Source organism: Coriobacteriia bacterium (assembly GCA_014859305.1).
Lineage (GTDB): Bacteria > Actinomycetota > Coriobacteriia > Anaerosomatales > Kmv31 > Kmv31.
The window spans coordinates 1-15883 of record JACUUM010000007.1; the positions used below are offsets into that span (position 1 = coordinate 1).

Here is a 15883-nt window from a genome sequence, read left to right on the forward strand (position 1 = left end):
TCCGTCGTCGGTGTAGGTGTAGGTGCCCTCAAGCGTGCTGCTCGGGTAGGCCAGGGGCAGTGACTCGGCCGTCTTGTTCCCCGAGTCCCCGTACGTGTAGAGCGCACCATCGCCTGACCACCCGAGACCTGTCTGCGTGGCCATCCGTCCGGCCGCGTCGTAGGTCGTGCCGGCGCTGGGAAGCCGTGAGATGGTGGTGCTGAGCGGTCGGCCTTGCGCGTCACGGCTGCCCGTGACCCTACTGAAGCCCAGCGTCCCTGCGCTTACCTGCCTGCTCGTCTCAAGATTGCGGACGTCGTAGTCGATCTGGCTTGAGGTGCCGAAGTAGGAGATGTTGGCCTGCTGGAGTCGCTCCGTGTTTCCTGCAGTCTCCGAACGGAAGACCAGGTGCTTGCTCACCACCCCGACAGTCTCCGAGGTCTAGCTAGTCGGCTCATTCCCTCCAGCTCGCAAAGGACCCAGCCTCAACCACACCACAAAGCCGAGCGCGATGCCGGCGAGTCCGAGCACAACATCGTCAACGTCAGCACCCTTCCCATACGTTCGCCCACCAATCAGCAAGACGTACTGCGTCACTTCTGCTCCTATCACGCATGCGGCACCGATGGTCAAGACACGCGGCCACGTGACACTATCACGCGAAGTAGCTGGTAGCAGCAATCCCAACGGGAAGAACAGCAGCAGCTTCTTCGCAAGAAGCGTAAGCGATGGCGCGGACGGAGGTAGGTCCTGAAGGAGAGCCGCTATCGTGTGCAGCGGAATCAAGTTCGGGTCTGTCGGCTCTCCTTGGAACAGGCTATGTGCGGTTAGGGCAAGAGGCGTGAACACGATGCCGAGGAGGACCAGTATGTAGACAACGAGCAGCTGCCCCAGCAGGAATGACCGCCAGTCGTGGCGTCGTGCCAGGCCTAGGACAAGGAATGGAGAATACACCAGCGCATAGAGGAATGGTGATTCCCAGGGAGGTGTGAGTGTCATGCGCTCTCCATCCGTGCAACGACGCTGTCAGGAGCAATCACCGTTTGCTACCGAACTCAACATCCATTCTGACTGAGTACTTGCCCACACTCTTACCACCATTGTAATAGTAACCCCAGCTGGTGGAATACCGGAAGCGATACGTTCCACCGCCAACATTATTCCACTGCAGATAGTGCCTCGAGCCTCCACCAGCAGGTATACGATTGAATCCACCCATGGATTGGGCACCCCACCATCGCTTCTTCTCCAGCATAACGCTGAAGTCGCGAGCGTACGTGCGCACATTTGTAATACGCATGTAAACGTGTGGCCCGGAGTACTTGCGCCAAGCACCCACAGTTGACGTGAAACTGAAGCCCTTCTGTGAGTACAACCCAGTGGGATCGACCCCCCCTACCGGATTCCCGCCGCAGTACTGGTAGGCGCTCTCCTCGCCGTCGTCTTTCGCCGGGTCCTTGCTCAGGAACTGGTAGGTCGCCGGGTCGTAGTAGCGGGCCGAGAGGTAGTACAGCCCCGTGCCGCCATCGTAGCAGTAGCCCGCGTAGCGAAGGACCTGCCGAAACGCTATCGCGGCAGCAAGTGCGGCCGAGGTGATCTCAGTGGTCGTGCGCGTCCGCGTCCCGGCCGCAATCGGGTTGCCCCAAGCGTCGTAGCGGTACGTCGCGAAGGGCGCTCCGTTCGAATCGAGCAGCTCGACGACGTCTCCTCGGTCGGTGGTGATCAGGTAGAAGAGCGTGGGAGCGGCGTCGCTGGCCTCGTAGATGCCGGCGATCGGCCTGGCGGCCTCGTCGTAGAAGTAGGTCAGCGAGTACGTGCTCTCGTCCGAGCGCGCCGCGTCGAGCCGCAGCAGCGACAGGCCGTCGTAGGTGTAGCGAAGCGTCGTGGTGAGGCTACCTTCCGTCACGACCGCCGAGATCCGCTGACCTTGCGCGTCGTAGGCATACGTCGCCTCCATTGCGCGGTTCGGGTCGCTGTAGTGCCGAAGCCGATCTGCGCCCGTGAACGTGAAGGTCACACTCGTCTCGCCGCTTGCGCGCTGGGATGTCCTCACACCGGTGGCCCGGTCGTAGCCGAAGGTCGTCGTGCCCGTCTGGGAGAGCCTGCCGGCCGCATCGTAGGCAAGCGTCGTCGTGGCCTCGCCGGCCCTTCGGTACTGAGAGAGCGAGCCGGAGGCGTCATGCGCATACGTCGTCGTCGCCCCGTCGATGGTCGCCGAGTTGAGCCGGCCCTCGCCGGTGTAGCCGTACGCGCCCGTGAAGGTGGTGTCGGGATACGCGAGCACAAGCGACTCGGCGGTCTTGCGCCCGGCCGCGCCGTACGTGTAGAGCGCCCCTGCACCCGCCCAGCCCAGCCCGGTCTGGGCGGTCATCCTGCCCGCAGCGTCGTAGGCAGTGCTGGCAGCCGGCAGGCCGGCGATCGTCGTTCGTGTCGGGCGGCCCTGCGCATCGCGGATGCCGACGGTGCACGTGAAGCCGAGAGTCCCGCTACTCACCTGGCGGTTCGCCTCGAGCCCGCGGGTGCTGTAGGCGATCTCACTACTCGCCCCGAAGTACGAGATGCTCGCGTGCTGGAGTCGCTCGGTGTTGCCGGAGGACTCCGAGCGGTAGACCAGGTGCTTGGCAACGGCGCCTACGGTCTCGGAGGTCTCGAGCACCCGCGAGTACTCGTCGTAGCGCGTGCGGACGTCCTTGATGATCTCCTGGCCTCGCGTGTGCCACGTGCGGGTGGCCCGCAAGAAGGCGTCGTAGTCGTGATGGGCGGCCCCGTCCGGTCCCGTCTGGGTCGTCAGGCGGCCGGCGCCGTCATAGTCGAACTCCGTCACCTTGCCGGCGACGTCGGTTCGCGTCGTACGCCCCGCGCCGTCATAGGCAGTCTTCGTGGTGAGCCCGTCGGCATCCGTTCGCGAGAGCTCCCAGCCGGCTGTGTTGAGCACACGCGTCGAGCCGCCTGCCCCGCCGATGCCCGCTGCGACCTGGTGTCCCGCCAGGTCGTACGTGTACGTCGTGGCAGCGCCCTTCTCGTCGACCGACTCGACCAGGCGCCCGCCGAGGTCGTAGATGAAGCGCTTGGTCACCTCGCCGTCGCCCGCAGGGCGCGTCTCAGAGATCCGGTTGCCGTCTGCGTCGTAGGCATACGTCACCCACGTCCCGTCCGGCTCGTCGACGCGCAACACGTCTCCGGTCGGCGAGTAGGTCGTGGATGTGCCGACGGTGTTCCCCGGCTCGATCCGCAGTGTCTCGCGGCCCTCGGCATCGTAGGTCAGCCGCAGCTTGTTCTGCTCGATGTGGTCCAGGTCGCGGCTGCGCGAGGAGGTGAGGCGCCCCGAGTAGTCGTAGGTGAAGCGCTCGTTGGCATCCTCCCAGCTGGCCCTGTCGTCACGGTAGTAGGTGATGCGCCACGGATTCCCGGAGGGGTAGGTGTCGACCTGCTCCATGGGCCCGATGTCGCCTTGCGCGTCGAGGACTCCCTGATAGAAGGTCCGCCCCCTAGCGTCGCGTACCGCCCAGGTGCGGTTCGCGACCTCGCTCCCCGCGGTCGTGCTCGTCTCGTACGTCCAGCCCGCACGATAGTAGGAGTGGTGCATGACCGTGCCGGTCACGACCTCCGAGGAGCGCAGTCGTCCGGAGATCGTGTAGACGCTGCGCTTGGTCACCCAGCGCCCCGAGGCATCCTTCTCCGAGAGCTGGTTGCCGAACGCGTCATAGCTCCTCGCGCTCACCAGGTCCGTCACCGGCCCGCCGACAGAGAGCTCGACGTCTCGGTGGGTGGTGGTCTGCGCTTCCCCGTTCAGGGCGAAGTCGGAGTAGTCGGTCACCGCCCAGGTGGTCGGGTCGATCTTGACGCGCTGCTGGGTCACCGTCCCCGACGCGTTGTGGCTGTACTCCGTGACCGCACGATCGCCGGCCGCGTTGAGCACGCGCTCTTCGCGAATGAGGTTGCCGGATGTGTACGTGTAGTAGGTCTTGGCGCCGCGCGGCGAGGTCTCTTCGACCACGCGGTCGTTCTCGTAGCCGTAGCGTGTCGTCCTGCCTTGCCCGTCGGTCTCGGCGAGCACGTTGCCCCGAGCATCGTAGGTGCGGGAGAGAACGTTGCCCTCCGGCCAGCGCTCACCCACGACGTTGCCGGAGGAATCGTAGGTATACGTCCAGGTCCCGGTGTTCTCAGGGTTCGTGCGCGATGCCACGGTCCCGGTCGGGTTCCAGGTGTAGCGCGCGCCGTCTTCTGGCGGGTTGGCCCCGTTCTGCCCGTCGATGTAGAAGACGGCCGACCGCCCCGAGTACGAGACCCAGCCGTCCGCCCCCGGCGAGAAGAAGCCGTAGTAGCTCGGCGGAACCCAGGAGCGCAGCTGGCCCGTCCAGTAGTAGTCGAGCCCCCAGGTGGCCGCCAGGCTCTGACCGATGTTGAAGTAGTCGAAGTGCGGCTGCGCGTCTCCGACGTAGTCCGGCATGGTGATGAGTCGCAGCCGGCCTGCATCGCCTTCTCCCGATCCGTACGTGTAGACGATCTCGTGGTCGTCTTCGGTGCCGGGGAAGTAGTGGGCGGTCGCTGTGGCCGGGGCGTAGGAGTACGTGACGGTGCGCGTGCCATCGGACGTAGCGTAGGTGGCGGAAGCGATCCTCTCCCCGTCGAAGACCACGACGATCCGCTGGCCGTTGGCTGCCCAGATGGAAAGCTCGCCTGAGACTGATCTGTCGTAGACGACAGTGTTGCCGTTGTGGTCGGAGTCGGCCACGAGTCGCCCGGCGGCATCGAAGAGCACCGAATCGCCACCCTTGAAGCTGAGGCGGTAGCCCAGCTCGGCCCCGACGAACTCGCGGGTGAGGTCGGCTACGAAGCCGTCGGGCCCGTGGTAGGTGCCGTCTCGCAGGTAGAACCGGTGCCGCTCCCCGCGCTCGTCGACGAAGGTCGTCGTCGAGGTCTCGATGGCCTGCTCGAAGTTGAAGCGCCACCCGGGGCCGAAGGTGCTCGCGGCAAGGGCGGTCGAGTCGTAGAAGCGGCTGAGTGCGGCGGGAGGACCCCAGGAGGCGATCGAGAGGTCCGTGATCGAAAGGGTCGCCGCCGCCCGGTTGAGAACCGCTTCGGCGTGGTGGCCGAGCATGTCGTCGACCATCGTGGCGGTCACGAGCCGCTGCTCGTCGTTCACGCCGATCGTGCGGTCGTCCAGACGCACGAGCGCCTCAGGCGCACCCGCGACAGCCGCTTCCCCGAACTCGTTGTAGGGCACGACGCGAAACGCGTAGGCGGCTGTCGCGTCCATGCTCTCGCCCGCGGTCTTGGCGTAGAGTGGCCGAGGATCGTCGCGCAGGCCCACGCCGTCACCGCTCCTGAACGGGTTCGCCGTGGTGCCGTCGGCCAGAGCGGCGATCTGCGTATCCGTCGGGAAGAAGTGCGCGCCGGCGCTCGACCAGGACTGAGAGTCGGTGTCGCCGACCTTTCGGTATGTGTTGCCATCGAAGAGGTAGACGCTGTAGCCATCCGCTCCGGCGCACGGGTCCCAGGCGAGATCGACGTGGCCCCTGCCTTCGCTGGCGCTGTCGTTCTTCACGTCGTTGAGGCCGTCGCCGTTCGTGTCGGCTTCGCTGAACCAGTCATCCCCTGCCGTTGCGGTAGCCAGGACCGCCGGGGGGGGCGACGGGAGCGTGGGCGTGAAGCTCCCGGATGCGGACCACGTGCTCCACACTGTCGCCCCGAAGGGGCTGCTCCCGGCTCGGACCCGGACGTGGTAGGTCGTGCCGGAGACCCAGCCGCCCGGGGGAGTAGGCAGACTGCACTCTGTTGCCGTGCCCGTGCCGGAAGTCGTTGTAATCGGGGTTCCGCCGGCCGTGAGCGCGACTTCGGCCTGGTATGCGACTTGTGCATCCGGGCCGGAGTACGTCCAGCTGGCGCCCGGCAGCGCCGTGACGGAACCGCTGGTTGGCGAGGTGAGCGTCACGACCGGCTGTGTGAGACGGAAGCTGCCCCAGGACGTCCAGGACGACCACACCGGGGATGTGGCGAACGTCCCGGTGTGATCGCCCGCCGCCCTCATCCGCGCGTAGTAGGTGGTGGCGACCTCCCAGCCGGAAGGGGGTGCAGGGAGATTGCACTGAGTGGCGGTACCTGTGCCCGAGCTAGTCGCGATCGGCGCGCCGCCGGGAGAGAGCGCAACCTCGATCTGGTACTGCAGTTGCGGCAGGGAGCTGGAGTACGTCCAGGCCGCATTCGGCAGGGAAGTCACGTCGCCGCTCGTCGGCGAGGTGCGCGTCACCGTGGGCGGCGGCGGCAGCGCCGGCGTGAAGTCGCCGGCCGACGTCCAGGCCGACCACAGGCGCGGCACCTGGGTGGACGGAGAGCTGGCGGCGCGCATGCGCACGTAGTAGGTCGTGCCGACCACCCAGCCTCCCGATGGGGTCGGCAGGTTGCACTCTGTTGCCGTGCCCGTGCCGGAGGTCGTCGCGACCGGGGCGCCGCCGGGAGAGAGCGCGACTTCGACCTGGTATTCGACTTGAGGGTTGCCCTGGGCCTCTGAGTAGGTCCAGCGTGCCTTCGGGAGGCTCGTCACGTTCCCGCTCGTGGGGGAGGTACGGGTAACGACCGGTGTCGGCGCGTAGTCGATCGCGAACGAGGGGCGACCGCTGCTGTAGTTGTCGGAGCGGAAGGAGACGTGACCTCCGTCCGTTATCGCCAGGTGGACCGTGCAGTAGCTCGCGGAGAGGGAGTTGTCCTGCCAGTAGCGAACGATCTCCGTTACGTCGAATTGCTTCCAGCCCGTGCCGCAGTACTCGTACGGGCTCGCACCGGTGTTCGTGAAGTTCGGGCGGGTGTTCCACGTCACCGTGCCGATGTTGACCGACGTGGTGCATCGCCGTGCGAGGACATAGCCGGCCCCCTTGACGCTGTAGACCAAGTACCTCAAGCGCGAGGCGACCACCTTGTAGCCGTCTGCCTTCTTTGCGGCCATGTCAGAGACCAGCGTGGAGCCGGGTTGCACGAGCCCGTACTCGGTCCAGTACTCGGCCGGGTCGTGGTTGTTCGTCCACACGTAGATGTGGCTCGAGTAGTTGGTGTTCTGGTAGCCGCCGCGGCTGGACACGTAGGTGTCGAGCGGTGTTGCCGACTCCGTCACGACAGAGGGGTCGATCATGACCGGATAGACGCGCTCTGGAGCGGAGAGCCACTCCTTGTCACAGACGACATCGAGCTGCCAGACAGGTGCCGAGCCCGAGAGCTCGTAGCGGACCGGGCCGAAGTCGGGCATCCCGCCCTCGGTCGTCTCGGACGAGTCGTACATGTAGGGAGCCGGGATGGTGAAGACAGGCGTCGTCTCGGCAGAGGCGAGAAGCGAGATCGAGCCGTCGGCCTCAGAGCGCGGCGTGAGTCCCTCGAGACGCAGGTCGAAGCCGAAGACGCTGCCGGAGTCGGGCTCGTGCACCACGATCGTCTCTTTGAGGCCGTCGGCGCGCGACTCGTAGGCCAGATCCGCACCCGCGAAGGCGTTCGGATAGACGCGCTCGGTCGCTTCGGTCGAGCGGGCGACCACTGTGGCGGTGGCCGGTTCCGCCTCCCCCGCCCGGCCGGCCGGCGCCGGGCGCAGGGACACCTTCGCGCGCCCCTTCTCGATGCTCACCCAATCGCCGGTGAGCACGTCGGGCAGCTGGACGGAGAAGCTGTTCGCCTTGTTCGTCGCGACGCGCCGCCCGGCGACCCTGGCGCCGGCAAGCGTCGCATCGACCGGCTCGAACTCGCCGGTGGCGGGGTTGCGGTAGTGGATGGGGGCCGCGAAGTACTCGGCGCGGATCATCCCGTTGTCGAGCAGGAACTCGCGGCTGGTCTCGGTGCGGTTCTCGACGAGCTCGCGGAGGACCTCAGGCTCCGCTGCTGCCGCGCTCGAACCGCCTTCGCCGGCGCCGCTTTCGGCCCGAGAAGCAAGGGCCGGTGCCGCGTTCGCGAACACCGGCCCCAGCGCGAGAACGGCCGAGAGCATGAACCGTAACGTGGATGTTGCGAGAGTCCTCCCCCTCATCGTCCCCTCCCCCGTCGATCCCTTCCCCAGGGTCACTATGAACAGGGGGGGGATGTCAAGACCTGACATCCACCCATCCCCGCCGCCGACCCCTCCGCCGCGCGCCCCTACGGCACGAGCGGCTCGTCCAGGCGGAAGATGCGCACGGCGTTACCCCGCAGCACGAGGTCCAGGCCGCGCGCCGGCAGGCCGAGCTCCTGCAGCGTGCGGACCTGCTGGTGCTTGATCCAGGCGCGGTAGGGCCGCATGGTCCCCGAGTCGGTGCCGAAGAGCACGCGCTCCGGACCGAGGGCCGTGAGCGTGCGGCGGAAGACGTCCGCCAGCGTCAGCTCCTCCGGGACGAAGTCCATCCAGTTGTTCGTGCCCGAGGAGTCCACGCAGACGTTGCGGCACTGGTAGGCCAGCCGGAGAACGTCGTCCAGCCAGCCCGCGCCGAAGTGCGCGATCACGAACGTGATCTCGGGGAAGTCGCGCGCTACCGGCGAGAGGTCCAGCGGACTGGCGTAGCGAAGGTCGCCGCTGGGGTCGACGGTCACGCCGTAGTGGATCGTGACGGCGGCTCCCAGCTCGGCGGCTCGCTCGAAGAACGGGCGGCACGCGGGGTCGGACAGGTGGTAGCAGCGGTTGACGGGCAGCAGCTTGACGCCGCGGAAACCGGCCGCCGTCTCGCGCTCCAGCAGCCCAGGGGCCTCCGGCGAGCGGGGGTCGAGGTTGGCCAGCGCGTGCACGTGGCCGCGCGCCGCGACGAGGAAGTCGCGCGTCCACTGCGAGTCCGGCACGACGGACACGACCACGGCCTTGGCGACGCCCGCGCCGGACAGCCGCCGGACGAAGTCCTCGGCCATCTCCCCGGGCGTGAGCCCGGGCAGACTGTCCCCGCGCCGCCCGAACCTGCGCTCGCGCACGGCACGCGTGAAGCGCGGGTCCACGTCGGGGTGCTTCTCGACGTACTCCTCGAAGAGCCCCTGCGCGAAGAGGTGGACATGACCGTCGACGACGTCGCCGGGGCGCGTCGCAGGAGCCGGCGTGATCCGGGTCATCCTCCGTCCGCCCTATCCCGGCGGGCGTGTCGGGGGCGCGGCGGGCGCCCGCGGCGCTCCGGCCTCCGGTTCGAGCGGCACGATGATCGCCGCCACGATGTAGGCCAGCACGACGGGCAGGGGCGTGAAGATCGCGACCGCCACCGTGACGAGGCGCAACACCGTGGGGTCCGTGCCGAGGTAGGATGCGAGGCCGCCCATGACTCCCGCGACCATCTTCTGGTCGCGGGAGCGGTAGAGCCGCTGCCCCCGGGCAGGCGCGCGAAAGCCGCCGCGACGGGAGTAGTAGAGGATGGCCGCGCCCAGGATGATCAGGGCGATCGGCCCGGAGATCTCGCGGCCGACGCTCCATACGCGGCGCATCGGCCCGAGCCAAGGCAGGAACGTGACGTTCGTCAGCGCCGCCAGCCCCAGCGCCACGAGCACCAGCCCGACGATGAGCCCCACCTTGTCCTCTGTCTTGCGCTCCTCTCCCAACGCCTCCTCCTCTCGCTCGCGCGGCCTGCCCGAGCCCGTCGCGGCCTCAGTCGTGCCCGCGGGCGTCGCGGCCTCAGTACGTCTCGACCCTCAGGCTCCCGATGCCCGACTCCACCACGATGTCCCACGAACGCACGGCCCCGTCGTAACCGGGAGTCGCCCACGTCCCGTCGCCGGCCCGCTCGAAGCGCCCGGGCAGGTCCCTGCTGCCGATACCGCTGCTGATCCGCACGCGTCCCTCGGCTCCTCTCGGGACTCGCAGGGTCAGCGACGCGATGCCCGACCCCGCCCTCACGCGCGAGCCGCGCGCCACCGGCTCGCCGAGCGTGATCGTGCCGTTGCCGACGCCCGATTCGACCTCGAACCCCTCGAGGGCGAGGTCCGACAGGTCGGCCTCCAGCTCGCCGACCCCCGCATCGACCTTCACCGTCCAGGTGACCTCCTCGCTGAGCAGCAGGTCGAACCGCGCCCCCCTGCCGGGGCCGAGGAAGACCCTCGGCCCCCTCGCCGCGCGCACGGTCACCACCGCGCTCGAGCCCTCCTCGGAGACATCCACCGTGGTCTCGCCGTACGGCGAGCGCCCGTCCCAGGAGACCAGCCGGCCGGCGCGGCCGGAGCCGATCGTGAAACGGCCGACCGGCGCCTCGACGCGCGCCTCGGCCGAGACGAGCCCTTCGGCCGTGCCCGCCGAGCCGGAGGACTCGACCGCCTCGCGCCCGGCGAGGTCGACCCCGAAGGTGCCGGGCCAGCCGTCGGCGGGCATGAGGAAGACCGCGTAGGCCAGCCCGCCGATGAACACCACGCTGGAGAGCACCCGCACCCACGTGCTGCCGAGGCTCTTGCCGACGAGGTCGATCCCCGCTGCCACCAGCAGCAGCGGCCAGAGCGAGATGATGTTCAGCCACACCGACCACGGCAGGGCGCCGGTGGTGTTGGCGAGGAAGACGAGGCCCACCGCCACCAGCGAGAGGCCGTCGAAGACCTGCTTGACCCTCGGCTCCACGGCCGCTACCTCCTCCGCCGGAACATGATCCAGATGCCGGCGGCTATCAGGATGAGCGGCCACAGCCCGAGGATGTCGAAGCCGATGAAGCGCTGGAGCAGGAAGACGACGCCCAGCGCGATGAGCACGAGGCCGGCCGTGGTCCCTCCCCGTCTCGTTGGGCCTTCCGGCTGCGGTCCCTGCGAGCCGCGGGGTGGCGGCGCCGGCGGGGGCGCGCTCTTGAACGGGTCGGGGGCCGGCGGCCGCCCGAAGTCGCCCGGCTCGGGCATGTCGCCCGGGCCCATCCTCTCCTCGGCCATGCGGACCTCCGTCTCCGCGCCCGCGGGGCGCTCGCCTGCGGCGGGCTCCTCGGGCACCACGATGGCCATGACGATGTACGCCGCGACCACGGCGAGGTTGCCGACCAGCGCCAGCAGGACGATGCCGACGCGGATCAGCACCGGGTCCACCCCCAGGTACTCGCCGAGGCCGCCCGCCACCCCGGCGATCACCCTGTCGCCGCGGCTCCGGTAAAGCGTCCGATCCATGCGCGTCCTCCTCGTATCTTCCCCGGCTGCCGGGCCCCGGCGGCCGGTCCGCCCCGTCCGCAGCGCCCCTAGCCGGGCGAGGGCGCCTCGGCGCCGCCCCCCCGGCGCGGAGGCGGCTCCGGTCCTACCCGTCGCACGCGCAGCCGCGAGATGCGCCGCCTCCGGACGGACTGCACCTCGAAGAGGAAGTCGCCGGCACGGACGGACTCCCCGGGCACCGGGATGTGACCGAGCTCGGCGAGCACCCAACCGGCGACCGTCTCGTACTCCTCGGACTCCGGCACCGGCAGTCCGAGGCTCTCGCCGGCCTCCTCCACGGACAGGCGCGCGTCGATCACCCATTCCTCGGTGCCGAGCTGGGTGATGACGCGGCGCTCGATGTCGAACTCGTCGGCGATCTCGCCGATGACCTCCTCCACGATGTCCTCGATCGTCAACAGCCCCGCGGTGCCGCCGTACTCGTCGACCACGATGGCCATGTGGTTGCGCAGCGTCTGCATGTCGGACAGGAGCTCGAGGATCCGCTTGGTCTCGGGGACGAACAGCGGCGGCCGGACGTGCGAGGCGGCCGGCTCGTCCATCTCGCCCGCCGCCACCGGTCCCACGAGGTCCTTCAGCAGCACGACGCCGACGATGGTGTCCTGGTCCTCGTGGAAGACGGGCAGCCGCGAGAAGCCCGAGGCGCGGAAGGCATCCACCGCCTCGGCGACGGTGGTCGTGTCCTCGAGCATCATCATGTCGACGCGCGGGACCATGATCTCGCGCGCCACGGTGTCGCCGAGCTCGAAGATCTCGTGGATCATCCGCTTCTCTTCCTCGAGCAGCGTGCCCTGCTCGGTGACGAGCAGCTTGATCTCCTCCTCGGAGACGCCGGGTCTGCCTTCCCCGGGTGTGACGCCGAGGAGGCGCGCGACGACGTCGGTCGAGCGGGCCAGCAGCCAGGTGAGGGGCGCCGCGACGCGCGAGACCAGGTCGATGGAGCGGGCGACGCGCTGCGCGACGGCGTCGGCCTTCTGGAGCCCGAGGCGCTTCGGCGCCAGCTCGCCGAGCACGAGCGTGAGGTACGAGATGAGCAGGGTGACCAGCACGACGGCCAGACCGCCCGCGATGTCGCTGACGTACGGGATGCCCAGCGCCCGCAGCCGGCCGGCGAGCGGGCGCGCCAGGCTGACCGCTGCGGTCGCCGATGCCAGGAAGCCCACCAGCGTGATGCCGATCTGGATCGACGCGAGCATCTTGGACGGGTCCTCGGTCAGCCCCAGAGCGACGCCCGCGCCGCGCGAGCCCTTGGACGCGGCGTCTTTCAGCTGCGCGCGCCGCGCGCTGATGAGCGCGATCTCCGCTGCCGCGAAGTAGCCGTTCAGAACGATCAGGCCCAGGATGAGCAGGACCTCGCCGACGTATGCGCTCATGCCACTAGATTACCAGTACGCGCGACGCGTAACCCGTGGCGGCGCGCGCCCTCCGAACCGCAGGTAGGGCTTCAGCCCCACGGCCGGGGCGGCCGATACACCTATTCGGAGCGTCCACGCGCCTCGCCCTGGCGCGCCCGTTGGGAGGGACATGACGGACTTCGACGCCGCGCGCGGGCTGGAGGCGATCGTCAGGACCGTGGCGACGGCCGCCAAGACATTGCGCCTCTACCCCCCGTCGAGCCCGATGCCGCGCCAGTCGGCCGAGGGCGCCGCGACCGCGCTGGCGGCGTTCCTCGCCGGAGAGCCGGTGCTCTCGCTCGCGGTGGCCCGCGACGGCCTCACCCGCGCGGGCGAGGCCGTGGCGCCGGGCTCCACGGGGACGGCCGACTTCGCCGACCTGCTCCGCTCACACGGCATCGCCGAGATCGACTTCCTGCCCGGCTGCAGCACCGAGGAGCTGCTCGCCTTCCTCACCGCCGTGACGCGGGCCCCCGAGGAGCTGCGCGCGGAGGGCGGGCTGGCCGCGGTGATGACGGCCGAGGGCGTGGAGGGCGTGCGCGTCACCGACGTCGCCCTCACCGTCGCCGAGGACGTCTCGCCCGAGGAGGTCGGGGACGTGGACGAGTTCCTCCGGCAGCTCGCCTCGGACCCCGACAAGCTGACGGCGTGGATCTCCGCGGCCGCGAAGGGCGACCCCGCGGCGCTCGCGGAGGGGCTCGCCGAGCTGTACGAGACGGCCGGCGGGGAGAGCGGAGCGCTGCCCGAGGCCCTGGCGCGCGCCTTCTCGAAGCTGGACGCCGAAGGCAAGGACGCGCTGCTCGGCGTCGCCATGGGGGAGGGCGTGGTGCGCCGGCTCGCCGAGCGCGCGTTCGGCCTCGTCGGCACGGAGGAGATCGCCGGGGCGCTGTGCTCCGGCCTCTTCGGCCAGAACATGCTCTCGCTGTCCAGCGCGTTGACCCGCTTGCCGCTCGCCGACCGGATGCGATCGGTCTTCGCCGAGGTCCAGCAGGCGCTGGAGGCCTACGGCCGCGGGGGCAAGGAGGCCGCCTTCCTGGAGCATATGGTGCAGGTGCGGACCGACCAGACGCCCGAGCCGCCGCTGGCGGACGCGGAAGCGTACCGCGAGACCATCCGTCGCGCGGACGTGGCATCCGAGGAGCTGGGCCGCGTCCGGGGCGAGGCCGCGGACGGCCGAGAGGTCACGAGACGCTCCGTCACCACGATGCTGACCCTCCTCGACCAGCAGCGCGATTTCGAGCTGTTCTGCCGGGCGGCCGACGCGCTCGCGCTCACGGTGCCGACCCTGCTCGGACAGGGGGACCTCCGGACCGCCTCGCGCGTGCTCGGCGAGATGGTCAAGCGCCAGTCCGCCGAAGTGCAGCCGTGGCCCGGCCTGGACGAGCGGCTGCGAGCCTCCATCGCCAAGGCGTTCACCGGCCCGGCGATGCGCGGTCTGCTCGAGACCGTCGCCGCCTCGCCGGAGCTCGCCGCCGACGCGGCTGAGCTCGTCCGCCTCGGGGGCGACGCCTCGGCGGAGCGGATCGGCGAGGAGGGCGTGGGCCTCAAGGAGGAGGGGCTGGCCGCTGCCGAGACGCTCATCGGCCGGCGTCTCGTGGACCAGCTCGTCGCGATCGCGCCGCGTGCCCAGTGGTATCAGGTGGGGCCGGTCGTCCGCCGCCTCGCGCAGGAGCCCGACGGGCGGGCCCGCGACGCGCTTCTCGCGCTCATGAGGCGCCCCGACGAGCAGTCGCGCCGCGAGGCAGCCGGCGGGCTGGCCGGAGCGGGACCCGACGCGGCGGGACTGCTGGCCGAGATGCTCTCGGACGCGAGCCTCGAAGTCGCGATGGCCGCGGCCCGCTCGCTGGCCAAGTGCGGCGGAGCGGCGGCGGTCCGCTCGCTCGAGACGCGCCTCGCCGCGCTCGACGTCGACGGCAAGGACTTCCTGCTCGCACGGGAGCTGATCGCGGCGCTGGCGCGCATCCCCGGCGGGGAAGCCGCCTCGGCGCTGCGCAAGCTCGCGTCGCGCAAGGCGCTCATCAAGCGCGGGCATTTCGCCGAGGTCCGGCAGCTCGCCGCCCAGGCGATCGAGCTGCAGGCCAAGACGGGAGGTGCCGCGTGAGCGAGCACGCCGTGCGGGTCGTCTCCGCCCTGTCGGCCGCCAGGCGGGCCGTGCAGCTGTACCCCCCGTCGCACCCCAAGTTCGCCGAGGCGACCGCCGGCCTCGTCGGCGTCGTCCGCGACGCGACGTCCTCGGGCCCGTTCGTGCTCAACCTCCACCAGGGCCGACTCTACGTGCGGAGCGTCGTGCTGCCCGACGACGGCCCGGCGGTCTCCTCCATGGCCGAGGCGTTCGAGGCGCGCGAGCTCGAGAGCCTCACCCTGCACCCGGGCTTCGGCGAGCCCGACGCGCTCGCGCTCACCGAGGTGCTCTCCCTGCGCCCCGCCCCCGAGCTGGACCTGGAGGCCGAGCTGGCCTCGCGCGGCGCGGCGAACGTGAGCGTGGCCAGGCTCGCGGACGAGGACGCCGAGGCGCGGGAGGAGCGCGACCGGCTGCGCCGGCAGGACCGGGCCCTCTACCGGCAGCTCGTCGGCGTCCTGCGCACGGTCTCCGCCGAGCTCGGCCGGGGAGCCTCGCCCGACCTCGCCAATGCCGGCATGCTCGTCTCGAACATCCTCGGGAGGCTTTCCGAGGACGAGGCCGCCGTCCTCGCCCTCGCGACGATGAACGGGCACGGCGAGACCGATCTCTTCCACTCGGTGAACGTGATGATCTACGCCCTCACGCTGGGCGGCGCCCTGGGCCTTCCCGACGAGGGGCTGACCTCGCTGGGGATCAGCGCGCTGCTGCACGACATCGGCAAGGCGGCCTTCGACCGCACCGACCCCGAGCAGGCCGCCCGGAGCCGGCTGCTGCACCCCGGCGTCGGCGCGGAGGTCCTCGCGCGCATGCCCGAGGAGGACAAGGCGCCGATGCTCGTGGCCTACGAGCACCACATGGCTCCCGACGGCTCCGGCTGGCCGGATCGCGGGGCCGGCTACGTCCCGCACCCCTTCAGCCGCATGGTCGCCGTCGCCGACCGCTACGAGCACCTCACGAAGCCGAACGGAGGCACGGAGGCCGTGACGCCGGACCGTGCGGTCATGCAGCTCATCGCGGAAGCGGGGCACACCGTGGACTCGCTCTTCGCGCGCCTGTTCGTCCGGGCGCTGGGGATCTTCCCCGTGGGGTGCCTGGTGCGCCTATCCGATCACTCGGCCGGCGTCGTGTGCGGAGCCGGGCCCGATCCGCTCAACCCGAGGGTCCGGCTCCTGTTCGACCCCGACGGAGCGCAGCTTGCCGAGCCGCCCGAGGTCGAGCTCGCCGAGGAGGACCGCACGATCGTGGAGGTCGTGCATCCGGACAGCCTCGACCTGAACGTATCGGAGCATCTGTAGCG

General features: G+C 69.9%; 10 protein-coding genes. 2 read left to right on the forward strand and 8 right to left on the reverse strand.

All coding sequences use genetic code 11. The features are described 5' to 3' along the window. The 8 genes from IBX62_02205 to IBX62_02240 all read right to left on the reverse strand — a co-directional run. The coding region (locus tag IBX62_02205) for a hypothetical protein (GenBank protein MBE0475894.1) at positions 1-399 on the reverse strand (399 nt) is incomplete at its 3' end. Positions 400-420: 21 nt separating this feature from the next. Continuing rightward, positions 421-978, reverse strand: a complete 558-nt coding sequence (locus tag IBX62_02210) for a VanZ family protein (protein MBE0475895.1) — start codon at positions 976-978, stop codon at positions 421-423. A 37-nt stretch (positions 979-1015) separates the two neighbouring features. Next, positions 1016-7984 carry an RHS repeat protein gene (locus tag IBX62_02215; GenBank protein ID MBE0475896.1) on the reverse strand — a complete coding sequence of 2323 codons (6969 nt, stop codon included), beginning with the start codon at positions 7982-7984 and terminating at the stop codon, positions 1016-1018. Between the two features lie 107 nt (positions 7985-8091). Further along, positions 8092-9024, reverse strand: a complete 933-nt coding sequence (locus IBX62_02220; protein MBE0475897.1) for an amidohydrolase family protein — start codon at positions 9022-9024, stop codon at positions 8092-8094. A gap of 12 nt (positions 9025-9036) precedes the next feature. Then, positions 9037-9387, reverse strand: coding sequence for a PspC domain-containing protein (locus IBX62_02225; protein ID MBE0475898.1), 351 nt, complete (start codon positions 9385-9387; stop codon positions 9037-9039). 187 nt (positions 9388-9574) lie between these two features. After that, entirely contained in the window at positions 9575-10504 is a 930-nt protein-coding gene (locus IBX62_02230) for a hypothetical protein (protein ID MBE0475899.1), read from the reverse strand. Between the two features lie 5 nt (positions 10505-10509). Then, positions 10510-11031: a PspC domain-containing protein gene (locus IBX62_02235; protein MBE0475900.1), complete on the reverse strand. Its 522-nt coding sequence runs from the start codon at positions 11029-11031 to the stop codon at positions 10510-10512. Positions 11032-11099: 68 nt separating this feature from the next. Then, the gene (locus IBX62_02240; GenBank protein MBE0475901.1) at positions 11100-12443 is read right to left on the reverse strand and encodes an HlyC/CorC family transporter; all 1344 of its coding nucleotides are present in this window, start codon (positions 12441-12443) and stop codon (positions 11100-11102) included. Positions 12444-12594: 151 nt separating this feature from the next. Between IBX62_02240 and IBX62_02245 the strand changes: the two genes are divergently transcribed. Together IBX62_02245 and IBX62_02250 are read left to right on the forward strand one after the other, a co-directional pair. Further along, the gene (locus IBX62_02245; protein ID MBE0475902.1) at positions 12595-14565 is read left to right on the forward strand and encodes a HEAT repeat domain-containing protein; all 1971 of its coding nucleotides are present in this window, start codon (positions 12595-12597) and stop codon (positions 14563-14565) included. Further along, on the forward strand, positions 14562-15881 hold the full coding sequence (locus tag IBX62_02250; protein ID MBE0475903.1) for an HD domain-containing protein: 1320 nt from the start codon (positions 14562-14564) through the stop codon (positions 15879-15881). Before IBX62_02245 ends, IBX62_02250 begins: the two co-directional genes overlap by 4 nt. Positions 15882-15883: the final 2 nt, after the last annotated feature.